Origin of the sequence: Alteromonas sp. KUL106 (genome assembly GCF_009811415.1) — a bacterium.
GTDB lineage: Bacteria > Pseudomonadota > Gammaproteobacteria > Enterobacterales > Alteromonadaceae > Alteromonas.
This window is the reverse complement of sequence record NZ_BLIG01000044.1, coordinates 35,329-59,447: the sequence shown is the minus strand read 5'-3', so window position 1 is coordinate 59,447 and position 24,119 is coordinate 35,329. Positions and strand designations below refer to the sequence as shown.

Sequence of the window (24,119 nt, the reverse complement as noted above, 5' to 3'; positions counted from 1 at the left end):
AACGAAGGGATTTTTTAGCTAATGTATAACTTGCTAGTTACCGCGGGAGAAGGCGATTGGGATAAAGGACATTATGAATTCGACAAGAGTCGAATTTTTGAATACACAAATGAAAAAATTGCCCTTGCTCTAAAAGATTTAACTAGCTCCAATATCGATAAACTAAAAAGCTACCCAACTGTCTTTGCCTATGAGGGTGAGAATTCTGATTTTAAAATAGGTTCTATCCAATCTATCAAAGAGCGTGAGAATTCTGATTTTAAAATAGGTTCTATCCAATCTATCAAAGAGCGTGGCAGAAAAATTCTGATAGAGTTTGAGTTTAGGGAGGATATTCCTCCTATTCCATTTGAAAAAATCAAGCCAATAGCGCCACTACTGGATATCCGAAGTTGGGAAATGAACAGAACTCACTGGGCAGTTAAGGAAGAAAATCTCTTCGCTAGACTTCAAAAGATTGGAATAACAGTTAACGAGACGACGCTAAAAAAATTCAATCAGGGGCGTCCTACAGCAGACAAATCGAAAAGTCCTAAAATTACAACAGTACAAGGGTTTATCGGAAAAGTACTTTCTCTTGAAGAGAGAGACGGCAACGAGGTATTTTATAGAGGCCACTCTGATAAAATAAAGTACAAACTCGAACCATCTCTATTTCGCAGAGATGAAGATGGAAATTACTTGTATAAAGACAATGAGCACTTAATTTACCGAGAGTTGTTAGTTTCAAATTCAGCTGACTTTCAATCGGATGTTTATACGCTCGATAGTCTAGTACGAATGCAGCATTATTCACTTCCTACAAGATTGCTAGACATAACTTCTAACCCTCTAATCGCACTTTATTTCGCTTGCAAGTCTTCTATTAACAAGGAAGGCGAAGTTGTGGTCTTTTCAATGAACAGAAAAAATGTGAAGTATTTTGACTCGGATGTTGCAAGTTGTATTGCTAATCTGGCGCGGCTTCCCCAGACAGAAAAGGGCCAAATTGATTTCGATAGTGAAAGTTTCAATGAACAGCCAGCAATTAAGCGACTTCTTCATTTTATTAAGGAAGAAAAGCCATTTTTTGAGCCTTCTATAAAGCCAGAAGATTTAAGAAGAATCATTTGTGTAAAAGGTAAACATAGCAATGATAGAATCTCGTCACAGTCTGGTGCATTTCTGCTCTTTGGATTGGATGCTGTTTTTGTTGAAGAAGGTACACCAGATATAAGCGTTTCGAGAATCACAGTTACAAACAAGAATTCAATACTTGAAGAGTTGGATTTGCTTAATATTAATGAGAGTACTGTTTTTCCATACATTGAAAATTCAGCAAAATATGTTGCTGAAAAATTCAAGTTTGATAAAGCTCGGTCATCGACGACTAAACATAGTGGCTGATTAAATAATATTTTAATTAGTAAAGTATGCGTAGTTACTAAATGGAGTTGTCTTGCAGACAGAGGAACGCTAATCGTAACTCAGTATCCTCAGACCTCCTCCCCGTTTTATAAAGGAATGTAAATGATCAAAGTAGGATCAAAGGTTTGTCATATTGGGAGCTTAGAACATGGAGTTGGAAAGGTAATAGAAGTTGATGGGGATAATGGGAACTGTAAAGTAGTGTTCAAGAGCGCTTCGTTTACAGGTGTCTCAACTAAGAAGTTTGCTCTACTAAGCGAGCTTTCTCCAGCACAAAAAGACTCTCTAAATAAAGTCCTCTTGAAACAAGGCCAACAAAATAATAGATTCAGGCAAAATCACAAGTCTTCATCGACGAAGGTACTGGATAAGATCTATATGGTCGTCGGAGGGGCGTTCTTCCTATTTGTTATTCTTATTGTAATTCGGGGGCTTTCAGGCGGTGATAAGCCATGTAACGTGCAATATGAAGAAGCATGGGCTTCCTGTAACGATGATTATAACGGAAAGTGTACATATTTAGGGCCTAAGTACAAACCATCTTGTAGCATGAAGAGTAGTGAATTCTATCGTAACTAGTGCGCGAAATCGTCACCAGCTAATTGATTTAGAGAAACAAAGTTAAAAACTCATACCTGCTTAACAGGTATGAGTTGACCAAAAGCCAAATCTATATATCTTCAACTTCACTCAGTATTTTTCGCACTGTGTTATTGCATAGTGAGAGACCTGCCTGTTCCAACATTGTACTCAAAGCGGTTGTATTTCCCTTTTTTGCAAGGTCAAATTCATGTAGCTTCAAAAACATGCTTATGAATTTTAAGTAACTTCTTTTTTCTGGTGGGTGAATCGGCTTTTCTTCACTTATACCTGATGAAGAAGGATTATTTATTAGCGAAATAAAGCGCTGTAGTTCCGTAGTTTTTAGAACAAGTTGATACGAATGTCTATCAAGCGAGACGAAGCTGCTGTTTTCATTATCATTAAAAGGGTTAACTAATTCTGCAACTTGCTCTATCTCGCTAACGCTTAAATTCTCGAATATCGTGAGCGGGTCATCAAAATGACTTTGGCTCATTAAGCCTTTCGATTTTAATAAGCTTTCTAGCCTAGCCTCTTTTGATATTTGTGACTCTTCTGACTTTGTTACTGTAAGGGATTCCAACAGTTTATAGATGCAGCCCTCGTGCTTTACATAGAAACCACTAAGTTCAGAGAGTACAGGGCTATCTCCTTCAACCTCACGTTGATAGAGCTTTCTTAATTCGAACCGTTCTTCGCCAATCATTGCTAGGTCATAAAGACCGTTAAAGATATGGACCTGCTCATCAACTTCGTTAGCCTGGACTGCCCCAAATCGTTCTTCTCTGCTTGTCAGTTCAAGCTCTGGTGCTAAATCGACTTTCTTAGCATATGCCTGATTCGTTAAGCGGATTGATATCGCCAAATGGCCTTCTAGCGATAGTTCGTATATGTCAGCGACTGATACGGTCTCTTCTAACGTCGCAGTCAAGTAATCGGCAGAGTCATTTATAGAGAGATATTGCTTTAATTTTAATAGCTTATTCATTAATTAGTTTTCTCAGAGTTAAAGATCAACAGCTGCTTTTTAGACAAATCAGTTTATTTTCTACGCAACTGCTCATGACATCTCTTGTGGGGCCGAACTATAAATTATCTCTTTTTGGCACTGCTCACATTATAAAAACTAAGAAAATTTGGTTTAGACAAAACAGATAGGTACACACGTGGGTACACAGAATAAAATCAAACTTTAAAATAACTCATAAATACAGCTATATACACATCAGTTTCAACTTACGCCAGCCCACCAATTCCAAAGGCTTGCCAATCGGCAGGCCTTTTTTGTATCTCTACGTTATTTCCCATTACTTTAGGGCCTTATGAAGGTCAACCCACTAGTTTTTCAAGCAAACCGTATTCACACCACACTGGCTATAATATAACATTACCTAAAAATGTAACTATGTCTGTGTCAAACAATGCAAATAAATTCAGTAATATGCGCAAATGCGCTTACGGTGCGAGTAGATGACCGCACACTGTTAGATAATCTTAATTTTAGCGTAGGAAAAGGCGAGGTCTTTGCGCTTTTAGGCGGAAATGGGGCGGGCAAATCCACTACCCTAAAAACCTTTTTAGGCTTGATGAAAGCAAGCAGTGGCAGCGCCACTGTGTTGGGGCACAACGCCACTACTTATCCTAACGATGTTCAAAAGTCTGTTGCTTACTTACCTGAGTCTGTAACGCTTTATGGTCACCTTTCTGGCCTGGAAAACATTCGCTACTTTCTTTCAGTGGCTGGGGTAGCAAAATCAGACGACGACATATTTGCGGCACTTCGCAAAGTGGCCCTTCAAGAAGATTCATGGCATAAGGCGTTATCAAACTACTCGAAAGGTATGCGCCAGAAAACCGCAATAGCGCTTGCTTTGTTGCGCAATGCCCCGGTGCTGTTTTTAGATGAGCCCACCTCAGGGTTAGACCCTGCCGCCATTGACGAGTTTAATGCGTTGGTTTCTGAACTTGCGGCCAACGGCGCTACCATTTTTATGGTAACCCACGACGTGTATGGTGCCTGCCAAGTCGCTCACCGTATTGTGCTTTTAAGTAACGGTATACTAACCGGTTCCTTCGAGCGTATTGGCGATGCGCCCATTGACACTGAAGCGGTACACGCAGCGTTTGCAGGGCGCAAAGCATGATATTTAGTGTAGTAAAAACCATTTGTGCAGATCAGTGGCGCTACTGGCTGCGCACGAAAGTCGCCGCTACGGTACTGTTGCTAGGAGCCATACTGACCCTAGCTGCCCTAGTCGTAAATGCATTTCACATTGAAGAAGCCGCGCACGCGAGAGACCACTTTCAAACTGAAGCGGAAGAACGCTTTAAAGCGCAGCCTGATAAGCACCCTCACCGCATGGTGCATTACGGTCACTATGTCTTTCGTGCCCCTACTCCATTAAGCGTCATCGAACCGGGTGTAGACACCTACACAGGTAACGCTATTTTCTTAGAGGGGCATCGCCAAAACAGCGCCATGTTTGCAGAGCAGCGGCAATCAGCTGGGCTTACGCGCTTTAGTAGCTTAACCCCTAGCTTCCTTGCGTTAGTACTGGCGCCACTGTTTATTATTCTTATTGGATACGGTAGCGTGTCGCGAGAGCGCGAGGCGGGTACACTTACGCTTTTATTGTCCCAAGGCACAACGCGCTGGCAGTTAATGTTAGGAAAGCTTTTAGCGCTCATTACAGCTAGCGGTTTGTTCTTACTCCCTCTACTTCTAGCCTGTTTTTACGTGGCTTTTTCAAGCGAAAGCGTGCTTGTTGTACTGTTATTTTCTTTAAGCTACGCCGTTTACTTTTTGCTATGGGCCGCTGTTGTAACCGCGTGTTCTGCATTATTTGAGAAAAGTAGCGTTAGCTTCACCATGCTTATTGTTATTTGGATGGCCGCGTGTGTGTTACTTCCTCGCATTGGCAGCAGTGTCGCAACGAATGCAGCCCCCTCAATAGGCAAGCTTGAAGCGGACTTTAAAGTAGTAGAAAAGCTTAGAAGTTTGGGTGACGGTCACGACGTTAACGACCCCGCATTTAAAAAGCTAAAAGAAAATTTACTAGCAAAATACGATGTAGATTCCGTAGACGACCTTCCCGTTAATTTCCGCGGTGTTGTTGCTCAGTACTCAGAAGGCAGACAGGCAAAAGTGCTTAATGAATTTGCCGAAAACAGAATGGGTGAAGAATTAGAACAAGCACATATTGCGCGACAGTTTGGCTGGCTATCGCCAACCGTTTCCGTTCGCGCTATCTCCACAATATTAGCGGGTACCAGCCTTGAAACCCATCATCGTTTTTTACGAGAAGCAGAAGCTCTGCGCCTTGAATTCGTTCAAGGGCTGAATAAAGTGCATGTCGAAAAGCTGGATTACAAACTCGACATGAACCGCAACGCAAGCGAGGAAGCCGCTGAAAAAGCTGTTGTGGATGCAGACAACTGGGCATTGCTTTCTGAATTTGATTTCAAACCAGAAGCAGCAAACACGCGCATTTCAAACGCGCTTATCTATTTTCTACAACTGTTTGTTTGGGTATGCATTACCACCTTGCTTTTGAAAGCGGCTGTTAGGAGGTTAAACCCATGATGCGTTTTACCGATCTTAAACGTGAAGCTAATTTTGTTTTTGGTCATCGCCAAATAAAACTTACGTTATTAGTCGTTTTTCTTTTAAGCGTAGTTTCTTTGTGGTCGGGCTATGCGGAAATGCAGGAACAACAAGCTACAATTGAACGCTTACTGGAAAAAGATCAAATAGAGCGTGAAGCCGTTATCACGCAACAGTCTAACTTCGGCATGGTGGCGTACTATGCTTTTCACCTAACTTATGCGCCCCCTTCCCCGCTGGCTTTTGCTGCCGTAGGCGAAAGAGATGTATTTCCTTGGAAGCACCGTATACGCATGCTGGCGTTAGAAGGGCAAATTTATGAAAGCGATACAGATAACCCAGAGCTAGCGTTTTTAGGACGTTTCGATTTTGCCTTTGTGACCAGCATATTGTTGCCATTATTCATCATCTTGCTGCTTTACGATTTAAAAGCAAAAGAACGGGAAGCTCGCCGCTTTGATTTACTCAATGTAACCGCACGCAACGCCCATGCGATATGGACATCACGAGTATTAGTCACTTTGGTGCCTTTGGCCCTAGTTACGCTGACCCCGTTTGTCGTTTTCGGGTTAGCTAACGGCGCACCTGTACTTTCTATATTAACCGTTTGCGCAATAGTGATAGGCAACATAGCGATATGGAGTGCCATTGTTCTTGTAATTGGCACCGCGAAGCGTTTTGCAAATTTCAGCGCAACGCACCTAGCCTCTGTTATGCTAGGTGTTTGGCTTGTTACCACTGTTATTGTGCCCGTGACCGCACACACGGTAATCAATTCAGTGATTGAAACACCTGAGGGTGGCGACATTGTGCTCACCCAACGTGAAGCGGTAAATAGCGCGTGGGATAAGCCCGTTGAAGACACATGGCGTGCATTTATAGCCACTCACCCGCAGTGGGCCGACTACACAGAATTTGATCCTGAACGAGACAGTTCGTTTAACTGGAAGTGGTATTACGCGTTCCAACAGGTAGGAGACCAAACGGCTAGCGAACTGTCGAGGGGCTTCCAGGCTTCCACGCTTCAAAAAGACACCATTGCTAGCTATGTAGCTTTATTTTCTCCGTCTTTGCTGACTCAGCGTTTACTCTCTAGCGCTGCTGATACCGACGTTGAAGCTATGGTGAGCTATGAAAACGACGTGCGTGCTTTTCATAAATCGCTTCGGAAATTCTATTATTACCACCTGTTCAAAGACCCTGAATTTTCTCAGGAAAGCTTAAAGGCACTGCCACAATTTACACCAAGCACTGACACCTCACACAATAACCGCTCAGGAAAAAAAGAATGAAATGAAGCTGATGTGTGGGCTGAACCAAATGCACCAAGGCACTTTAAGCTAGTGGCTGACTATCGTTTTTAATAAATAAAAAACCAAATTTCATCGGTGAATACGAAAGAGGCCTGTATGTCACAGGCCTCTTTTTGTTATTACTTGAAGTATTGCGCCATTTCTATGCAGAATAGATTTAAGCTAAACCTATGAAGGTTGTAGCATTTGCATAGGCTCGATATCTGTAGTGTTGTTTTTGATGAACGACTCAATATCTTTTACTTCTTCTTTACTAAAGCCTAGGCGCGCTCTGATACCCGTTGTTCCGTCAGCATTTTCAATCACAACAAAGTCGTTCACCCCTAATGTTCGTGAAAACACGGTATGAACTTGCTGGTTGTTGATGTCCACGATTTTAACTTTGGTTGACGTTCTGTAAATAGCCATTGGACCGGATTGAGTTTGAACCCAGTTGATTGACCAATAATAATGGCTGTAGTTTGGCAAACCTAATTTAGTGTAAAGAGACTCTTTAAATTCGACATTTTCACATTTATTCATCACTGCGTTTTGGCGTCTACAATTAGAGTGCTCTGCGATCTCTTTGCCGCCTAGACCAACATCCATAGCGTAATGGTTTCACAGGTTTAAATATCATTTTAAACTGGCCATTCAGTTTCTTTAAGTAAGCCTTTTTCTATAAGCCTGTGGCGACGCTCCTCAATAACCAGTTTCAATTTACCTCTAACTAACTTTACTACAGGTGTTATTTAATAGGCATATGCCCGAGTAACGCAGCGCACACCACACCGATAGTTAAGGTAATCGCAACACTGGTAAAAGTGCCAAGCAGTACATATTCCGTTAATTTTCTGTCTTGGTGTTTAGTTAAGTCACCGAAGCGAAAAATGGATTTAGCGGCAATAAGAAACCCGATAGCCGAAAACTGGTTTAATAACACAAACGTCAACATGAGAACCCGTTCTAAATAACCAATACGCTGACCTGCCAGTGATAAGGTTTGCTGTGCTTCGGTGCTTATTGTGGGAGGGTCATTGGGATGGGCAGACGTTGTTTTGTTTGCTAGCACTTCGTCGCTCCAGGGGGCCAACAGTTGCTTAATAACGATTGAGCTGGGTTTGAGTACCGCTAAATAAGCCAAAAGCACGACTAAATGCTCTGTGCTCACTAATTTTAGCAGCAGTAGCGCACTGTGCCATTGATTCGTTACATATAAAAACACACCTAAAATCACCACGACGTGTGCTAATTGGTCAACGAAAAACGACAGGGTGTTTTGGGAGCAATAGGACTTAATTACATCAATTTTAAAATGGGAAACTGCTACAATAATCGCGCTAAAGCCTATCATCGTCATACTCTCGCTCTGAGATATGAGCATAAGTACAATGAGCGCAAGCGCGCCATGTAGCAGCGCATGTAAATACAAAGGTAAAGCTAAAGCGTGTCGCTCGTTTCTTTGCTGTACCCATGAATAGGGCTGAAAATAAAAGTCGGCAAGCAAATGAGCCAGTAAAAGCCCCACTAATAGCTCAGGCTGCATCAACTCAGGCGAGGCTTGGACAATACCCGTCTTCGATGTTTCATCTATCATTTGGCGCTCCTACCATTAGGGTAACGTTTGATGTTCAAACTCATCGCACGTTATTCTTCCTTGTTGACCTGCTTCGTATTTAACAGCCCGCTTTCTTGTTGCATCAACACAAGCTCTTGCTCCATATAGCTTAGGTATTCAGCCACCAGCTTGTAATTACTCGCGTTAAGAATTCGACTTACGTTGCTTCTATTTTTATCAAGTGCTGCCGCTACATTTTCATGACTCTTGTCTGAGGCCTCAAGATAAGCAAGTAAGGTTTGTGATTGTGTTTGCGTTAAACCACTTACGTGAACATCAGCAAAACGCGTCAGAAGCTGTGTTCTATTTTCCAGTTTTACGTCACTGCTGTAAAAAGCGAAGTAATGAGGCTTAATCATATCAAGCCCCCGCCCTGATAAAACAAATGCCTCTCCGGTGCCAGTTTTCACTTCTGAAGGTCGAAAATGTGCATCTCCCACTGCTACGCTAATTCTTATATCGACGCTTGGTATATGTGCCTTAAGTGCTAATCGAAGTCCAAGTGCAATATGCATCGCGTATTGTGGCTGGCCTATCACTAGCTGAAAAGCGTCCCCTCGGTAAATATCGAAATTACCACTGTATCGTTTGGCGTATTTCGACAAATGCTGCTGAAGCGCAGCAAGGATATTACCGAAGTCATCATTAGAGTAAGATTGAGAACCCGTAATATCGCCAGTAAGCACACCAGCAAAACTGCTTGATTCCACTTTCAATGCATTATTTTTAGTCATTCTGCTACACGCTGTCGTTAGACGTACGGTATTCACAAGGATTGTACGATAGTATATACGACACTATGACACGCCCACACGTTGAATTCAAAAACAATCACACATCAATATGTGATTAATAACAATCACAATAAACAATGTGATTGATTTGACGCACATTAATGGAGAAAACAAAGTTTACTGTGGATCTCATATTGAAAAGACTATGTTGACAGTGAACTTGCAATTAACTTTTTATCAAGTTCCTGCCTTCATTTTTAGCTCGATAAAGCGCTTCATCAGCTTGGCTAATCAGCCAACTTGCGCTTTGAGCACGGTGCTGTTTGTATACCGCCTTCAGACTATCATTGGTTTGACTGATTAATCCGATGCTTACCGTAAGCTTGTTGTTATGCGTTGAATATTCATGAGGAATATCTAAAAACATGACATTACGCAATATTCGAGAGGCGATAGCGTTAACAGCGTCGCTATCTGTTCCAGGCAGGATAACCGCGAATTCTTCTCCACCGTAACGAGCAACTAAATCATCATTACCTAAGCAACTCTTTGAGAGGGTTTTCGCTATTTTTTTAAGTACCTTATCGCCCGAAACGTGCCCGTAGTGATCGTTATATTGTTTGAAAAAATCGACGTCGATTAAAAGAAGGCTTAGCGCTAGCCCCTGTTTTTGACACCGTTTAATATCGCGCTGTAATGTGCTGTCGAAAAGACGTCTGTTAGCAATACCGGTAAGGCCATCAATATTTGCTAGCTGCTCAAGTTGCTTGTTAGCCTTGAGAAGTTCCAGCTGCATTTTCTGTAGCGCTTTGCGATTGCGAATATTTTGAAGCGTATTACCAAGCATTTCACCAATACGGCGCAGGTATTCTATGTCATACGCTTTCCATGAGTAGGGACTTCCAATAATATCGCAACCGATAAAACCATACATGGTTTCATCTACCATTATCCGTACGCAAAGTATCGAGCATATTCGCTGCTCTTGAAAAACCTCTCTCTCAGACGAACCAACATCAGGGATTGTTGATACATCATCAATCTTAAACAGTCCGTTTGAGATATGACTGATGAAAAAAGGTAAAGACGTAGTTGGCATATCCTGCAAGTCGTCGATATAGGGTGTGACGCCAGCTGCGACCCATTCATGGGTATTAGACATATATTCAATGTTTTCACTAAACTCGAACAAATAACATCTATCTACATCACTAAACTCACCATACGCCGCTAGGGCTTGGTCGATAATACTATCTAATTCATTAACATTTGCATTGATTAGCTTAGATGAAAAGTTTGTGAGCAATTGATTAAACGCAATATGCTTAACCACGGCGGAGTTTTCTTGATTATCATCAACAAAGTCGTTTCCATTAGGCGTGATGTAAAGCACTAGCCATTCATCTACCGAGGTATTGATGAGAGCACTCTCAATGTGGCAGTTCATCGCCCGACATTCAGTTTGCACCCTAAACTGGCACGATACAGGCTCGCCCGCTTCAGCACGAGAGAAAGGGCTCTCATTGTCTTCAGCTTTTTGTTTAGATTGGCTATCGAAAAAAGTAATTGAATTTTCTTTAATACACGTCGCCTTGAGTATACCAAACGTTCTTTCAAACCCTTTACTACCGTGTACTTCTTCGCTACCAATGCGTTTAAACAAAATACTTGCTGGCATTTGCTTTAAAACAGCAAAAATATCTTCGTTACTCAAGTGCAACCCCAAAAAATACCGTCTGTTAAATGTAGCAAAGCACGGCTAGAAGTAAAAAGTACACCTCGCAATTTATTAAACTTATTTAAGAAATTGGCGTACTTATAGCAGGATGCGGTCATGTTTAAACAGGATTTAACGACTTATTATGCGCAATTCAATCGTTGATTTGTTAGACGACATATATGATGAAAACTCTGGCAAGACGTCTCTTGGCGAAATTGTAGAACGATTCGAAGATAGAGGGTTTGGACCATTACTGTTGGTGCCAGCTTTAGTCGCCTTGCTTCCTACCGGTGCTATTCCAGGAGTACCAACGATATGTGGAATAACGTTATTTTTCATTTGTATACAAGTCGCGATTGGAAGAAAAAGCCCATGGCTACCTACGTCATTAAAAGAAAGGCAAGTGGATTCCGATAAGTTAAAACGCGCTTTAGGTAAAGCAAAACCCTATGTAGCGAAAACCGAAACCTTACTGCAACCCCGTATACCATTTCTATCCGACACACCCGCCAAAAACATTATTGCGGCGTATTGTGCTGTCGCTGCGCTTTGCATGATCCCATTGGAGGCCCTTCCCTTTGCTGTTGCTCTGCCCGCTTTCGCACTTTGCATAACCGCACTTGGCATGACAAACCGCGATGGTGTGTTTCTCATTATTGGCATGTTGCTTCAGCTGGGCACCGGCTATTTAGTGTTTAAGGCACTGGCGATGATGTAAATCCAAGCAACCGCTTCATTTGAAAAGCGCTTTTTTCGTATAGCGCTTTAGGCCGCGCCCGTTGCGCAGTAAGAACATAGTAACTATGTCGCCTATGCCCCCTATGTCGCCGCATCATCTATTAGCAGGAAAACCGGGGGTTAACCACTATTGAGATTTAAAGGGCTGTAACAATAACGCTTTTATAGACGCGTTCTCTTTTACAGCCGGTACGTCCTTTTGCCCAATTGGCAAGGTTTCATCGCTGAAGGCTGCACGAGGCGTAAAGCTGTTAAATAATCTATCCCACCACGATACGCTAAACCCGTAGTTAGAATTTGACTCGCTTTTAGCCTGGCTATGATGAATACGATGTAAACGCTGCGTGATAAATACCAGCCCTACTCTGTCGTCCCACTTTTGCGGCAGTCGAACATTGGCATGGTTAAAAAGGGAAAAGCCGTTAAGCGCCACTTCAAAGATGATAATTGCAATGGCAGGCACGCCTAGAATCACTACCGCTGCGGCTTTGATCCCCAAGCTCATTGCAATCTCAACAGGGTGGAAGCGAAGGCCTGTAGTCGTGTCAACATGACTATCGGCGTGATGCATTTTATGAAAGCGCCATAACATCGGCACGGTATGAAAAAGTCGGTGCTGCCAATAGATAATCATATCAAGCAATAAAACACTTAACGTTACTAGGGCGACATCAATAAGGTGCTGCGAAGAATCATTGCTAAGGGTTTCGCCGTTTGGCAATTGTTCTGTGCTGGCAACATCCGCCGGCATTGAACCCAATAACAGGTTAAAAACCCCTATGCCTTTTTGCTCTGCCCAAACAGATATCCCAACAAGTGTGGTTGGCAACAAAACGCGCGAGACCAGTGCGCCCAACACCACCATGGACAAGTTACCCACCCAACGTGTTTTTCTGTTAAGCACAGCTTCACGCGCAGGCATCAGCGCTTCAAGCACAGCCATAAGCAAAAAAATGCTAAAGAATACACTTACGCGAATGAGCGAGCTATTATCCAATATCTATAACCTTTATCACTTTCAATAGCATTGATTGATATGAGCGCTATGGAAACGTTCATCATCATTCATGTTCTGACTTGGGCGCTGTGCGCTTAGCGTTCGCAGCGTGGCGCTCTACCTTATCAAGCGTAAAAAAGCCCCCTGTAATGCGAGTAACCACGGTAACCGCACAGGCTGCTGCAAACACGTAGGCAATCGCTGCAAAATATTGCGGCCAAATACAAAACGCCAAAAACACTAAAATCGTTTCAGTACCTTCGGTTAACCCCTGCATATAGTAAAAGCTTTTGTTAGCAAATTGGGGTCTGTCTATTTGAAACTTCTCAGCAGCAATGGCGAAGGCCAAAAAACTGCTGCCGGTGCCAATAAAGGTCCCTAGCAACACCATTGCAGGTATACCCCATTCTGCCGGATTCGCAATACCAAACGCTAAGGGAACCGAGGCATAGAACAAAAAATCTAAGCAAATATCTAGATATCCACCGGCACTGCTGCTTTTCTTCTGATAACGCGCCAGCTCACCATCAATACCGTCAAATACACGATTTAGTATGATGCAGCCCAGGGCCATATTCCACCAGTTAAGAATAATAAAGGGAAGCGCGAGAATACCGACAATAAACCCGGCAAGCGTAACTTGATTTGGCGTCACGCCCGCATCATCCAGCACGTGTATCAATGGCCTTAACAGTGGCTTTATAAAAGGGGTAACTTTGGCATCTAACATGAACGTTTCCTGCAGTATATTCGTAACACTTCTAACGAAGTTCTATAACCTCTCCACCTGCGGCGAGTGCATCATCTTTGTCGTGCGTGACTAACACGGCGGGTATACAGCGCGCTTTTAGTTGTGAAAACGTCCAAGTGCGTATTTGGCTGCGAAGTGCCACATCTAATTTACTAAACGGCTCGTCGAGCAACACCACTTCTGGCTGCGAGGCTAGCGTTCTAATCAGGCTTATTCTTGCCTGCTGTCCACCAGAAAGAGTCGTTACCGCCCGGTCGGCTAATCCATCAAGTTCCACCGCCGCTAACAACTCGTTAATGGCGTCACGTTTCATTTGCTTGTTTTTATGGGCGTTATTTGGCATGGCAAAAGCAATATTTTCTCCCACCGTCATGTGTTCAAATAGCAAGGCGTCCTGGAACATAATGCCCACTTTGCGAAGGTGCGCATCGATATTATTCATCACCACATCATTTATTTTAATTTGCCCTGCTAAAGTAAACGGCGCCTGAAGCTGCCCGGCGATAGCTTGGAGTAATGTAGATTTACCTGCGCCACTTGGGCCCATTACGGTTAACACCTCTCCCTTTGCCACCTCAGCGCTTAACTGAAGCAGCGGCTCTTTATCGCGATAGATTACAATTTCTTCTAAACTAAGCACTGTCAATTACGCCCTTTTTTACTCTTATTCTTACTTTTGTTTATTCGCGCTTGCTGCACTGGCTCAGCTGTAGTGGCCCTTGAATAATTTGATATATGCATTTGCCTCTTCCCCTGTCCCATTGCGAAAACAGGCAAATACCAGGCGATCATGAAGCCGATTAGGGGCATCATCGCTTGAACAATCACATATACCGCAGTAAGACGCGTACTGCTTCCAGAAACCGACGCTACCGCCTCTGTGGTGACGGTAGGAATAGTGCCGCCAGACGCTAGTAAAGTGGGTAAGTATTGACTAAAGCTAATGGCTAATCCTAACGCCCACGCTATCATGATAGCGCTAAACAACGAAGGCAACTTAATATGGTAAAACACCTGCCATGGCGTTTTACCCAAGTTCTGCGCCACCATTGCATATCGATTGTCTAACTTCCTATACGCTACGGCCATCGATAAAAACACGTAAGGCACCACATAAACCATGTGCGCGATGTAGGTGTGAAACCATACCGCATTTTGAAATGCGAGCTGTTGAAACCACACTAAACCATATAAAAAAGCCACGCCCGGCACTAACAGGGGCAAGAAAAGAGATAATGAAAAAGCATTAGCGATAAAAGCGCGCGCTGGCTTTAGCTGCTCGCTTTCAAGGGTAAATAAAACGAGCACTAGCGAGGATGTACTAACGAGAACGCCAAGCAGTAAGGTATTAATAAAAGGGGATGCCAGTGCGCTCAACGCGGTATTCCAATGCAACAATGTGGTGCCCTCAGGCAGCAACAGCGGAAAATGCCATTGTTTCGCAAAGGCGTACATAACAACCGTATATACCATCGCGCAAATCAAGATGATGTAAAGCGCCATTATGGCAAACCCACAGCTGCGTAACGCTGTATCTGCAAAAAATCGATTACCTGTTGCAAGGCAGTGTTTAGCCATGTTCTTCACGAAACGCTCAATGCCTAAAAATAACAGTATTGCCACCGCGGATACTGCCACTTGTAGCACAGCAGCGCTACTTGCAAGCAGACGCATAGACAAATCAATATGATTAAACCAATACATAATAGCAACAGCCAAGGTGCTTGGGTTATTCGGCCCAAGAATGAGTGGAATTTCCACATTTGACGTGGCGAAGACTAACACCGCTAAAATCGGCAATTTTATTTGTGAGAAAATGGTCGGCAGCACCAGTTTGAAAAAACTTGCAGTGGGTGAATAGCCCAACGCCGCCCCCACTTTTACGTACCCCGTTAGTTTCTTTTTCACCAGCGGCTGAGACATAACGCTTAGCGTCATTAATATAATAAACGGCACCTCTTTCAAACTAAGCGCGATCAGTACACTCAACCCAGTATCGTCGTACAATAGCGCTCCCTCATTCGAGGCTGGCAGCGCTGTTTCATTAACAAAGGAACTCGTAAAAACATGGCTAAAATACCCATTAATGCGCGTGCTGATTGCCGCAAATATCCCAGAAGGACTCAGTACGAACAACAAGGCAATGGCGGCCGATGCATGAGGAAATACTAGAAACGGACTAAGCACACCTTGGACTTTCCCCAGTAGGGAAGATTGATAAAACGTGGCGAGAATACAAAATGCTGCCAATACGGCTAAGAACGTTGAGCCTAAGCCTGTAAAAAGCGACAACCACATCATTTGCCCTATGTCAGGGAGTGCGAATAGCGTAGCAAACACTTGCATTGAAAAGGCGTTTGCGCCAATGGCTGGGAAATAACCCATCGCAGGAAATATTACCCCTAACAACCCTGCCAATATAGGAATGCAAAGTAATAAGAGCAAACACCAGCGCGCAACAAGTGTAACGAGAGTAAACATCAGTAACGTGCCCCGTACCGTTCATACCAAGCTTCACGCAGTTTATCGGTCCAGCTTGCGTGGGGTTCGGCTAGCAGCACTGTCGACAGCGATTTGTCTAGGGCAGATTTATGTACGGTGTCATCTTTAAATAACACGTTTTGTGCTTTTGTCAGCGTTGCCATATCCAGTACCGTGTCGTCCCCCCACACTGCCAACTTTTGCTTCTCGGCTTGCGCTTCTGGCGAAAGCAAAAAGTTCACCACTGTCTTTGCCGCTGCTTTGTTGCCTGAATTGTAGGTCAACCCCACGAAATGCACGTTAGCCAGACTGCCGTCTTGCATCACGTAGGTGCGCACGTCGTCGGGTAAGTCAAAACGATTGACGGCTGATGGAATTTCAGCGGCAGTAAATGAAAACGCGAGGGTTAACTCACCAGTGCCAACCAAGCGCTGAAGTTGTGAGGCTTGACGAAGCATATACTCCCCTTGCTGCCACATATTTGGATGCAACTGGTCCAAATAAGCCCAAAGCGCGGGTAATACAGCCTGAAGAGACTGTCCGGTAACCGGTTTGTAAAATAAAGACTGTTTGTCGCCGTTAAGTGCAATCGCTGCATATTTAATAAAGCTAATACCTAAATAATCGCTCGGTACTGGATAAGTGAAACGTCCGGGCGCTTTTTGAGCGAACTGCAGAAGTTCATGTAGGGTTTGCGGAGGAACAGCGTCGAGCGCCTTCATGTGCGCACTGCGATAATAGAACACCATTGACGCCTTACCCCAAGGGGCTTCCATGCCAAGGGTAGCTTCACCAAAATCGGTTATCATGGCAGGGTTCTTTTCCGGGCGAGTTAGCGAAAAATGATGGAGTTCATCAACCCAGCCTCTAGCAAGTAAATCGTGCTTTTTCATTGCGGCAAAGTTTTCGCCATTTATCCATATCAAATCCACGCTGCCGTTATCGTGATTGCCCGCTGCTTTCTCTGCCAACACTCGCGATACGGCGTCGCTGGTGTCAGCAAGCTTGACGTGCTGCAGTTCGATGTTAAAACGCTGGTTTACCTGCGCGGCTACCCATTGCAAATAACCGTTTACTTGAGCGCTTCCGCCCCATGCATGAAATCGCACCAGCGGTTTGTCTTGTGTAAGGTCTTTAGCGGATGACGAATGCGAGTCTGTTGACGCAAGTGTTAGCGGCTCAGAGTGCCCGTGTAATTCAGTGCTAGGAAAATAAGCACTGGGCACCTCATGCAGCACCGCAAAAGCATGGGAAGCTGCTATTACCTGAGAACCGATAAGAAGCAAGGCCAGCGCTACGCCCATTACTAGAGAACGCGATTTGTTAAAGCAGCTTGAACAAAACGCTTTTGGATTGACTAACACGCTATTGCGTTGCATTTAGCGCCCAGTCGTAATCTAAAAACACTATATCGGCCTTACCCTGCTCAAGCGCTAAGACCTGCAGTTCCGATAGGTTTAACGCATCTTGATATAACAATAGAAATTGGCTCAGATTTTCTGTGTTTACGTTTTTTTGATCTTGCCAACTTTTGCTTTCAAGCCCTGCGTTGTTTTCAAAATCTTCTCTGTACCAATCGAATATTCTAGAGAGCTTCAAGATGTTACCGTCCATTCTGTTGCGTGACGTATCAGCTAAAAAGCGCTTTGTTTGAGCATCAAGTTGACTATCAAGCTTTGCACCAACGTAGGCTTCTTCACGAAGCGCCGGGCAACCGATGCTGGCACAGTTAACGGCAAAATGAATACGAGGCTCGTTATATCCTTTGTTTTGTTTATTTTGCCCGCGAATAAGCTCATGCTCTATTTCATCCAGTGTACGAGTTTTACCCAGTAGTGGCGCAATTTCCTTTTTCCAGGGCGATGAGAAAAAGCCGCCTAAGTCGCGAATAGAATCTATCTCAGGATACTCGGTGAGAATAAGATCGATGGTGTAAGCATTATAAGCGTTGATGAGAAACGCCAGTTGTTCGGCCTCGCTCCAGCTGTCAAAGGTACTTTGTTTTACTTTCGCTAAGCTATTTAGATACCGAGTTAACCGTTCGCTATTTTGTTGAAACCCGCTGTAATCAACCTGTGTACTAGCACCCTCATCAATGGTTTTCACATGCTCGCTGAGTAACGCACTAAACGGGTCGTGTAACCCCGTAGCGCCTTTAAGCACCGCTTCATCAGACAAGACCGAAAAACTCACGCTCGCGGCAAGCAGCATAACGCTGCTTGCTGCCAATCGACCTAATCTTCTCATCGATGCTAGTCTTGGCATCGCTTGTTTCCTTGCCTCGGTTGTTACCCTCTGCGCCACGGTTGCTACCCTCTGCGTCACGGCTGCTACCCTCTGCGCCACGTGTGAAACTTTTCTACATAGCTGAGTAGTTTTTCAGGCGCATTCGCACGCTTCCAATTGCCGGCGACGTATTTTGCGCCTTCAGCCCATGTTGGGTAGGCGTGAATAGTGCCAAGGATCTTGTTTAATCCTAGGTCATGCTTCATAGCAATAACAAACTCAGCCATTAAGTCTCCTGCGTGTTCTGAAACGATAGTAACACCCAGTATTTTGTCTTTACCCGGCGGTGTAAGCACTTTAATAAATCCTTTTCTAGCACTTTCCGCAACAGCACGATCTAACTCTGCAAATTCATAACGGGTTACTTCAACGTCAATGTCTTGCTCGGCAGCATCCCGTTCGTTAATGCCCACGCGCGCCACTTCTGGGTCGATAAAGGTTGTCCACGGAATAACGCGATAATCAACTTTGAATTTCTTAAACGTGCCGAAAAGCGCATTAACAGCCGCGTACCATGCCTGGTGCGCGGCCACATGGGTAAATTGATAAGGCCCTACCACATCGCCCGCGGCAAAAATGTTTGGCATCAGGGTTTGTAAGTATTCGTCGGTTTCAATCGTTCTATCAAATTGAATACCTAAATCTTCAAGACCAAAACCCTGTAAACGTGCTTTTCGACCGACGGCCACAATGACTTCGTCATAAGCAATGGTAGATTCAACGCCTTCTTTTGCTACTACTAGCACTTTTTCACCGTCTTGTTGCTCAAAGCGAAGGGCATCATGGGACGTCAGTACCTTTACGCCGCTTTCTCTGAGCACAGACTCAGCATACTCCGCCACGTCTGTATCTTCTCGGCCCATTAAACGCGGGGCCCGCTCCACTTGCGTTACTTCGCTGCCAAGCCGTGAAAAGGCTTGGGCGAGTTCACAACCAATAGGCCCACCACCTAACACAACTAAACGTTTTGGCGCATCTTCAAGCTCAGCAAACTTGGTCCATAAGGTGTCAGAGGTAACATAACCGCTCTGCTCAATACCTGGTAATTCAGGAATAAACGGCGCAGCGCCTGTAGCAACAACAATGTTCTTTGTGGTTAGCGTTTGTGTGCTGCCATCGTTCTTTTTAATTTCTACTGTCCATGGGTCGATGATCTTCGCATAGCCTTTTACCACATCTACCCCCAAGCTGGTGTAACGCTCCACGCTATCGTTAGGCGCAATAGCGGCAATTACGTCGTGTACACGGGCCATTACTTTTTTAAACGACATGGCAGGGGTTACAGGCTCTATACCGTAGCTGTGGGCATTGCGCATTTGGTTGGCCACTTTAGCCGTTTTTATGATGGCCTTGCTCGGTACGCAGCCGTAGTTAAGACAGTCTCCGCCCATTTCACCCGCTTCTACCAGCGTGACTTTGGCTTTCACCGCTGCTGCAATGTAGCTGGTAACCAAACCACCCGCGCCAGCACCAATTACCACTAAGTTGCGATCGAAGGTTTTCGGTTTATTGTAGCCTTTGTAAACGCGACGGCGGTTTACTACTGCCACAATAGCTTTGGCAATCCAAGGAAAGATACCCAGCAGAATAAACGAAAAGATAAGCCCAGGTGAGACGATGCCAGACAAACTGTCTATTTGCGCAAGTTGGGTACCGGCGTTCACGTAAACTGCGGTACCTGCAAGCATACCTACTTGGCTTACCCAGTAGAATGTCCATGTTTTAAGCGAGGTGAGTCCCATCAACAAGTTAATTAAAAAGAACGGAAATACGGGCACTAAGCGAAGCGTAAACAAATAAAACGCGCCCTGCTTTTCTACGCCCTCATCAATCTTTTTAAGCTTTTCTTTAAACTTATTACGTACGGTATCGCGCAAAATGAAGCGCGAAACTAAAAACGCCAGCGTTGCCCCAATACTAGAGGCAAAGGACACAATAATTAGGCCCTGTAAAAGACCAAACAACGCCCCCGCCGCCAAGGTTAAAATAGCAGCCCCCGGCAAGGAAAGTGCGGTAACTGCGACATAAATGGCGAAGAACACACCCATACTCAACACAGGGTTTTGTGCAATCTGTGCTTGGAAGGTATCAAGTGAGTCCTTCATTCCTTGAAGGGTTAAGTAGCTATTTAATTCAAAATAAAAAAAACTAAATATGGCGGCAGCAATGACCCCTAATAGCGCTATCTTCTTTAACATAAAAATCCTTAGCGCTTAAAACGCGTACTGCATGGTAATTTGAGCATGACGAGGTACGTTTGGCATAACGAGAGTCGCGCCAAAATACCCGCCTTCAAAGAGCGGCTGCCAGTTTTCTTCATCAGTCACGTTTATGATGTCTAAACGAAGGCGTAGGTCATCTGTCACTTGGTAATCTGCGTTTAGGTCAACCGTGTATTGGTCGCGAATATGCACAGTTTGTAAGAAGTCTAGCGGGAATGACTTGGTATAAAGTGCACTCGCCCCAATTTGCAAGTCGTCAGTAATTTGCCAGCCAGCATTGACTGAAGCTATTTGCGGTGGGATCCCTTGTACGCGACTGTCTGATGCGGGAAATGCGGTAAACGAAGGCGATCCTACTCCTGTACCTTCAATGATATCTGGGCGACTATTATCAAACGCATCAATCACCTGCGCCGTACCCTGAAACGCGGCTGAATTATCAAATCGTGCATCTAAATAGCTATAGGCGGCATTGACCCAAACATCGTCTGCTTGATAGAACAGCTGAAGTTCGAAACCCTGTGTTTTCACACCACTGTTACTGCCATCGCGGTTACGCAGGCTTCGCGTTTGGTCAAACACAGCGGCCTCGGCGTACCAGCTGCTGCTTGGCGCATATTTTACGCCCACTTCGTACAAGGTATTTTCAGTGGCAAAGTTGAGCGGATTAATTTCATTATCACCGCCCAATACCGTGCCACCCGCCATGCTGTTCGATGTCGCGTCGTTCTCTGAAAACGCCGCGTATACATTCACATCACCCGTTAACTTGTACACTGCACTCAACTGATAGCTGGTTAAAGTATCGCTGTATGAATCTGAAGCCGCTTCAACACCAATAGGCGCTAGTGGGTCACGTGCGTCTACGTCATAGTAATCAATACGCACACCAGCAATGGTGGAAAATTCATCGGTCCATACAGAGCGCTGTTGAAGCGCCAAGCCCGTTTGCCACGCCGTAGAGTCGGTAGTGTCTGATAAGTTAAAATCACCGCTTCCATCGCCATCTAAGTCATATTGTGCTCCAGGCGATACAAAAACGCCGGGACGCAGCTCAACCAAACGGGCTTTTTGCGCATCAGTCAGGGGAATAACGCGGTTCGAGATTGGTCCGGTTAAATCAATCGGATTATCGGCCTCAGTGGTAAACTGGCTGTAGCCCAGCACGTCGTTATAACGAAGCGCAAGCCCTACCGTCGTAGTTTGACTATCGCTCCACTTGTAATCTAGCTCAGTGCGATTTTCAAACGTGTCTGCGCCGTCAATGATCTCAACAAAGCTATTTTGTGCAATTTCTTCACGCTCAAGGTATTGATAATAGGTAATATTGCGAAGCGCCAAATTATCGCCCAATTGGTATTCGACATTACTTCGAATAACGGTAGTTTCCGCACCGTTAATATCATCGGGGTTGGTAAACACGCGGCTGCGCGGGATCACAACTTCGCCGGTAGGAGAAATAATGGCACCAGCCCCTGGTACTGTACTGCCATTTGGCTGAGTGCCTTGACCGGTAATATAAATGCCGTTATCGATAAGGTCTTGCGTTGGACGGTTTATGCCTGCGTTATCTGGGTAATCTGTATCGTAATATTCCGCGCTGATGTCCCACGTCAGTGCTTCGCTGGGCGCATAACGATAGGCCACAAACACGTTTGTGCTGTCGCGCTGGGCAAAGTCATAGAAACTGCCGTGATCTAAATACTCTGCACTAATGCGAATGCCGCTTTTACCCTCTTCTATCGAAGTACCATAATCTACTTGTGCTGAATATTGATCCCAGCGCCCTGCGCGAAGGGTGACTTTACCCCTTCCTTCGGAAGTAGGGGCAACTTTAGTTTGAAGATTAACAAAGCCACCGTTGCGCTGAGTGCTACCAAATAGCACGGGAGATGGCCCTTTCACTACGTCAATTTGCTCAACGCTGTTAAACGACAGAGGCAAACCAAAACCGTTGTTGCCCGCTTGACGTCTGACGCCATCTTGGAAAAGTTCGCCTAGTTGGCCGCGTATACTGGGCAAACTAGGTGTACCAAAACCGCTAGAGGCATAGGCATTGGGCGCCGCTTTTACGATGTCATGTAAATCGTTAATGTTAAGTGCTTCTATCGCTTCTGCCGACAGTGAGGTCACCGCTCGAGGTGTTTCTGCTGCGCTTAAACCGCTACCGAAAATCCCTTTAAGGGTATTATCGCCAGGATTTAGCGTATCTAAACGTTGCTGGTTTCCTGTTACCTCAACCACTTCTATATCCGTCACTTGTTGGGCATAGAGCGATTGACTGATGGCAAGTGCAAGTGTGCTAACGGCTAGGCCGATTACTTTTTTCATTAACAATTCCGTATTTATATTTCTTATTCGACAAGACCGATACGCATCACAAAAAATTTCAGCACATTTAATTTTCAAAAAAATATTTAAAAACACAGTATTAAATGAAATTTTTAGCTTGAACGGTCGTTCCAGTATGCATTCACTATTATATGTTTGGAGCTTACATGCAAAACAACACCAATATTCAAAATCGATTACAGTGGTCTCTACTTTCTCTTCGCATCACGATTTTTATCGTTATGTTTGTATGGACACTCGATAAGTTCGTTAACCCCGCTCACGGTATGGCCATTTTTGAAAAATTCTATGGCATTGGCGGCGTCCCTGAAACAGCCGTTTACGTCATGGGCGCATTCCAGCTAGCCCTTGTTTTGGCATTCTTAGCAGGGCTTGCGAAAAAATACACCTACGGCCTTATTTTCATTCTTCACGGTGGGTCTACGCTTTCTTCATTCCCACAATACCTAGACGCCTTTAATCACTTACTGTTCTTTGCCGCATGGCCAATGTGGGGTGCGTGCTTTGCGCTTTTCCTATTACGCGATGCCGACACAAAATTTGCATTCGGCAAGTAGCGATGATTTGGTTGACAGATGCGCTAGATAAATTGCCTGTTAGAAGGTTGGCACGCAGCCACAGCCCTCATATTTATCGCTATCGAGGTATCACATTGATACAGTCTGCGCGCTTCCGTATTTAGCTTATCGCTTGGCAGCAGCATAAAGCTGCTGCCATTCGACCTCGTCAACAGGCATAATTGACAATCTTCCGCCCTTCTTGACCAAAGGCAGCGCTGTAATGCCGTCCATTTCTTTAATCACAGACAATGGCAGTACGCTGGAAAACTTCTCAACAAATTTTACATCGACGCGATACCAACGGGGGTTTTCCGGGCTGGATTTAGGGTCGTAGTATTTCGATTCAGTGTTAAACTGTGTCGTGTCTGGGTAGCCGTCTTTTACCACTTCGGCAACACCTGCAATGCCTACTACCTTGCAGCTAGAGTGGTAAATAAATACCTTGTCTCCCACTTTCGCGCCGTCTCGTAAAAAGTTACGCGCTTGGTAATTTCTGACGCCATCCCACGGTTCAGTTTGTTCTGGGCGGTTTGCCAAATCGTCTATAGAAAATGCGTCAGGTTCTGTTTTAAATAGCCAATACGCCATATTTTTATTCATTCTCTTAATTTTTTGCACACTGACTAAAGCGTACATAAACAAACATACGCTGTATTTCAGCTTTTTAACTAACACGCCCTAGTATACAAAGCGCTTTAATTTAATGACAGTGCTATACCTTAGCTTGGCCAACACTGCTATAATCACGGTCTAATTCTGAGCTTCTGCCTAATTT

At 44.5% G+C, this 24,119-nt stretch carries 21 protein-coding genes; 7 read left to right on the top strand and 14 right to left on the bottom strand.

Annotated elements, in window-relative coordinates:
• Window positions 1-21: 21 nt before the first annotated feature.
• Both GVO63_RS15160 and GVO63_RS15155 read left to right on the top strand, forming a co-directional pair.
• Window positions 22-1,386, top strand: a complete 1,365-nt coding sequence (locus tag GVO63_RS15160) for an FRG domain-containing protein (RefSeq protein WP_159580988.1) — start codon at window positions 22-24, stop codon at window positions 1,384-1,386.
• Window positions 1,387-1,509: 123 nt separating this feature from the next.
• The gene (locus GVO63_RS15155) at window positions 1,510-1,986 is read left to right on the top strand and encodes a hypothetical protein (RefSeq protein ID WP_159580986.1); all 477 of its coding nucleotides are present in this window, start codon (window positions 1,510-1,512) and stop codon (window positions 1,984-1,986) included.
• 91 nt (window positions 1,987-2,077) lie between these two features.
• On the opposite strand, the gene GVO63_RS15150 is transcribed toward GVO63_RS15155, so the two are convergent.
• Window positions 2,078-2,977 carry a hypothetical protein gene (locus GVO63_RS15150; protein WP_159580984.1) on the bottom strand — a complete coding sequence of 300 codons (900 nt, stop codon included), beginning with the start codon at window positions 2,975-2,977 and terminating at the stop codon, window positions 2,078-2,080.
• A 433-nt stretch (window positions 2,978-3,410) separates the two neighbouring features.
• On the opposite strand from GVO63_RS15150, the gene GVO63_RS15145 reads away from it, so the two are divergent.
• Genes GVO63_RS15145 through GVO63_RS15135 form a run of 3 tightly spaced genes read left to right on the top strand, consistent with a single transcriptional unit; the run spans window position 3,411 to window position 6,885 of the window.
• Window positions 3,411-4,133: an ABC transporter ATP-binding protein gene (locus tag GVO63_RS15145; protein WP_159580982.1), complete on the top strand. Its 723-nt coding sequence runs from the start codon at window positions 3,411-3,413 to the stop codon at window positions 4,131-4,133.
• Complete coding sequence (locus GVO63_RS15140; protein ID WP_159580980.1) at window positions 4,130-5,572, top strand: DUF3526 domain-containing protein; 1,443 nt, start codon at window positions 4,130-4,132, stop codon at window positions 5,570-5,572. Before GVO63_RS15145 ends, GVO63_RS15140 begins: the two co-directional genes overlap by 4 nt.
• Complete coding sequence (locus tag GVO63_RS15135; RefSeq protein ID WP_159580978.1) at window positions 5,569-6,885, top strand: DUF3526 domain-containing protein; 1,317 nt, start codon at window positions 5,569-5,571, stop codon at window positions 6,883-6,885. Before GVO63_RS15140 ends, GVO63_RS15135 begins: the two co-directional genes overlap by 4 nt.
• Window positions 6,886-7,074: 189 nt before the next feature.
• On the opposite strand, the gene GVO63_RS15130 is transcribed toward GVO63_RS15135, so the two are convergent.
• The 4 genes from GVO63_RS15130 to GVO63_RS15115 all read right to left on the bottom strand — a co-directional run bounded on the left by GVO63_RS15130 (window position 7,075) and on the right by GVO63_RS15115 (window position 10,951).
• Window positions 7,075-7,494, bottom strand: a complete 420-nt coding sequence (locus GVO63_RS15130) for a hypothetical protein (protein ID WP_236552173.1) — start codon at window positions 7,492-7,494, stop codon at window positions 7,075-7,077.
• 139 nt (window positions 7,495-7,633) lie between these two features.
• On the bottom strand, window positions 7,634-8,482 hold the full coding sequence (locus GVO63_RS15125; RefSeq protein ID WP_236552172.1) for a DUF3307 domain-containing protein: 849 nt from the start codon (window positions 8,480-8,482) through the stop codon (window positions 7,634-7,636).
• Between the two features lie 50 nt (window positions 8,483-8,532).
• Window positions 8,533-9,237, bottom strand: a complete 705-nt coding sequence (locus tag GVO63_RS15120) for a hypothetical protein (RefSeq protein WP_159580976.1) — start codon at window positions 9,235-9,237, stop codon at window positions 8,533-8,535.
• Window positions 9,238-9,463: 226 nt separating this feature from the next.
• Window positions 9,464-10,951, bottom strand: coding sequence for a diguanylate cyclase (locus GVO63_RS15115; RefSeq protein ID WP_159580974.1), 1,488 nt, complete (start codon window positions 10,949-10,951; stop codon window positions 9,464-9,466).
• Window positions 10,952-11,099: 148 nt separating this feature from the next.
• Here GVO63_RS15115 and GVO63_RS15110 point away from each other — a divergent pair, with 148 nt between their 5' ends.
• Entirely contained in the window at window positions 11,100-11,675 is a 576-nt protein-coding gene (locus tag GVO63_RS15110; RefSeq protein ID WP_159492714.1) for an exopolysaccharide biosynthesis protein, read from the top strand.
• Between the two features lie 147 nt (window positions 11,676-11,822).
• Here GVO63_RS15110 and GVO63_RS15105 read toward each other — a convergent pair whose 3' ends face one another.
• The 8 genes from GVO63_RS15105 to GVO63_RS15070 form a co-directional block, all read right to left on the bottom strand.
• A complete protein-coding gene (locus GVO63_RS15105; protein ID WP_159492715.1) occupies window positions 11,823-12,692 on the bottom strand; it encodes a sterol desaturase family protein in 870 nt (289 codons plus the stop codon).
• 64 nt (window positions 12,693-12,756) lie between these two features.
• Window positions 12,757-13,422 carry a CDP-alcohol phosphatidyltransferase family protein gene (locus GVO63_RS15100; RefSeq protein WP_159580972.1) on the bottom strand — a complete coding sequence of 222 codons (666 nt, stop codon included), beginning with the start codon at window positions 13,420-13,422 and terminating at the stop codon, window positions 12,757-12,759.
• 31 nt (window positions 13,423-13,453) lie between these two features.
• Window positions 13,454-14,083 (bottom strand): ATP-binding cassette domain-containing protein, encoded by a 630-nt coding sequence (locus tag GVO63_RS15095; protein WP_159581029.1) that lies wholly within the window; start codon window positions 14,081-14,083, stop codon window positions 13,454-13,456.
• Window positions 14,084-14,085: 2 nt separating this feature from the next.
• Window positions 14,086-15,924: an ABC transporter permease gene (locus GVO63_RS15090; RefSeq protein WP_159580970.1), complete on the bottom strand. Its 1,839-nt coding sequence runs from the start codon at window positions 15,922-15,924 to the stop codon at window positions 14,086-14,088.
• On the bottom strand, window positions 15,924-17,303 hold the full coding sequence (locus GVO63_RS15085; RefSeq protein WP_159580968.1) for an ABC transporter substrate-binding protein: 1,380 nt from the start codon (window positions 17,301-17,303) through the stop codon (window positions 15,924-15,926). Before GVO63_RS15085 ends, GVO63_RS15090 begins: the two co-directional genes overlap by 1 nt.
• Complete coding sequence (locus GVO63_RS15080) at window positions 17,290-18,189, bottom strand: DUF547 domain-containing protein (RefSeq protein WP_236552171.1); 900 nt, start codon at window positions 18,187-18,189, stop codon at window positions 17,290-17,292. The genes GVO63_RS15085 and GVO63_RS15080 overlap by 14 nt, the downstream gene beginning before the upstream one ends.
• A 65-nt stretch (window positions 18,190-18,254) precedes the next feature.
• Window positions 18,255-20,408 (bottom strand): FAD-dependent oxidoreductase, encoded by a 2,154-nt coding sequence (locus tag GVO63_RS15075; protein ID WP_159580966.1) that lies wholly within the window; start codon window positions 20,406-20,408, stop codon window positions 18,255-18,257.
• A 15-nt stretch (window positions 20,409-20,423) separates the two neighbouring features.
• Window positions 20,424-22,763, bottom strand: a complete 2,340-nt coding sequence (locus tag GVO63_RS15070) for a TonB-dependent siderophore receptor (protein WP_159580964.1) — start codon at window positions 22,761-22,763, stop codon at window positions 20,424-20,426.
• A 167-nt stretch (window positions 22,764-22,930) separates the two neighbouring features.
• Here GVO63_RS15070 and GVO63_RS15065 point away from each other — a divergent pair, with 167 nt between their 5' ends.
• Window positions 22,931-23,341 (top strand): hypothetical protein, encoded by a 411-nt coding sequence (locus GVO63_RS15065; protein ID WP_159492721.1) that lies wholly within the window; start codon window positions 22,931-22,933, stop codon window positions 23,339-23,341.
• A 126-nt stretch (window positions 23,342-23,467) separates the two neighbouring features.
• Here GVO63_RS15065 and GVO63_RS15060 read toward each other — a convergent pair whose 3' ends face one another.
• A complete protein-coding gene (locus GVO63_RS15060; protein ID WP_159580962.1) occupies window positions 23,468-23,932 on the bottom strand; it encodes an EVE domain-containing protein in 465 nt (154 codons plus the stop codon).
• Between the last annotated feature and the right edge of the window lie 187 nt (window positions 23,933-24,119).

What these genes read in the sequence shown, in the direction of transcription:
- GVO63_RS15160 (WP_159580988.1), top strand. Translation starts at nt 22, where the DNA reads ATGTATAACTTGCTAGTTACCGCGGGAGAAGGCGATTGGGATAAAGGA.
- GVO63_RS15155 (WP_159580986.1), top strand. Translation starts at nt 1,510, where the DNA reads ATGATCAAAGTAGGATCAAAGGTTTGTCATATTGGGAGCTTAGAACAT.
- GVO63_RS15150 (WP_159580984.1), bottom strand. Translation starts at nt 2,977, where the DNA reads ATGAATAAGCTATTAAAATTAAAGCAATATCTCTCTATAAATGACTCT.
- GVO63_RS15145 (WP_159580982.1), top strand. Translation starts at nt 3,411, where the DNA reads ATGCAAATAAATTCAGTAATATGCGCAAATGCGCTTACGGTGCGAGTA.
- GVO63_RS15140 (WP_159580980.1), top strand. Translation starts at nt 4,130, where the DNA reads ATGATATTTAGTGTAGTAAAAACCATTTGTGCAGATCAGTGGCGCTAC.
- GVO63_RS15135 (WP_159580978.1), top strand. Translation starts at nt 5,569, where the DNA reads ATGATGCGTTTTACCGATCTTAAACGTGAAGCTAATTTTGTTTTTGGT.
- GVO63_RS15130 (WP_236552173.1), bottom strand. Translation starts at nt 7,494, where the DNA reads ATGGATGTTGGTCTAGGCGGCAAAGAGATCGCAGAGCACTCTAATTGT.
- GVO63_RS15125 (WP_236552172.1), bottom strand. Translation starts at nt 8,482, where the DNA reads ATGATAGATGAAACATCGAAGACGGGTATTGTCCAAGCCTCGCCTGAG.
- GVO63_RS15120 (WP_159580976.1), bottom strand. Translation starts at nt 9,237, where the DNA reads ATGACTAAAAATAATGCATTGAAAGTGGAATCAAGCAGTTTTGCTGGT.
- GVO63_RS15110 (WP_159492714.1), top strand. Translation starts at nt 11,100, where the DNA reads ATGCGCAATTCAATCGTTGATTTGTTAGACGACATATATGATGAAAAC.
- GVO63_RS15100 (WP_159580972.1), bottom strand. Translation starts at nt 13,422, where the DNA reads ATGTTAGATGCCAAAGTTACCCCTTTTATAAAGCCACTGTTAAGGCCA.
- GVO63_RS15090 (WP_159580970.1), bottom strand. Translation starts at nt 15,924, where the DNA reads ATGTTTACTCTCGTTACACTTGTTGCGCGCTGGTGTTTGCTCTTATTA.
- GVO63_RS15085 (WP_159580968.1), bottom strand. Translation starts at nt 17,303, where the DNA reads ATGCAACGCAATAGCGTGTTAGTCAATCCAAAAGCGTTTTGTTCAAGC.
- GVO63_RS15080 (WP_236552171.1), bottom strand. Translation starts at nt 18,189, where the DNA reads ATGCCAAGACTAGCATCGATGAGAAGATTAGGTCGATTGGCAGCAAGC.
- GVO63_RS15075 (WP_159580966.1), bottom strand. Translation starts at nt 20,408, where the DNA reads ATGTTAAAGAAGATAGCGCTATTAGGGGTCATTGCTGCCGCCATATTT.
- GVO63_RS15070 (WP_159580964.1), bottom strand. Translation starts at nt 22,763, where the DNA reads ATGAAAAAAGTAATCGGCCTAGCCGTTAGCACACTTGCACTTGCCATC.
- GVO63_RS15065 (WP_159492721.1), top strand. Translation starts at nt 22,931, where the DNA reads ATGCAAAACAACACCAATATTCAAAATCGATTACAGTGGTCTCTACTT.
- GVO63_RS15060 (WP_159580962.1), bottom strand. Translation starts at nt 23,932, where the DNA reads ATGGCGTATTGGCTATTTAAAACAGAACCTGACGCATTTTCTATAGAC.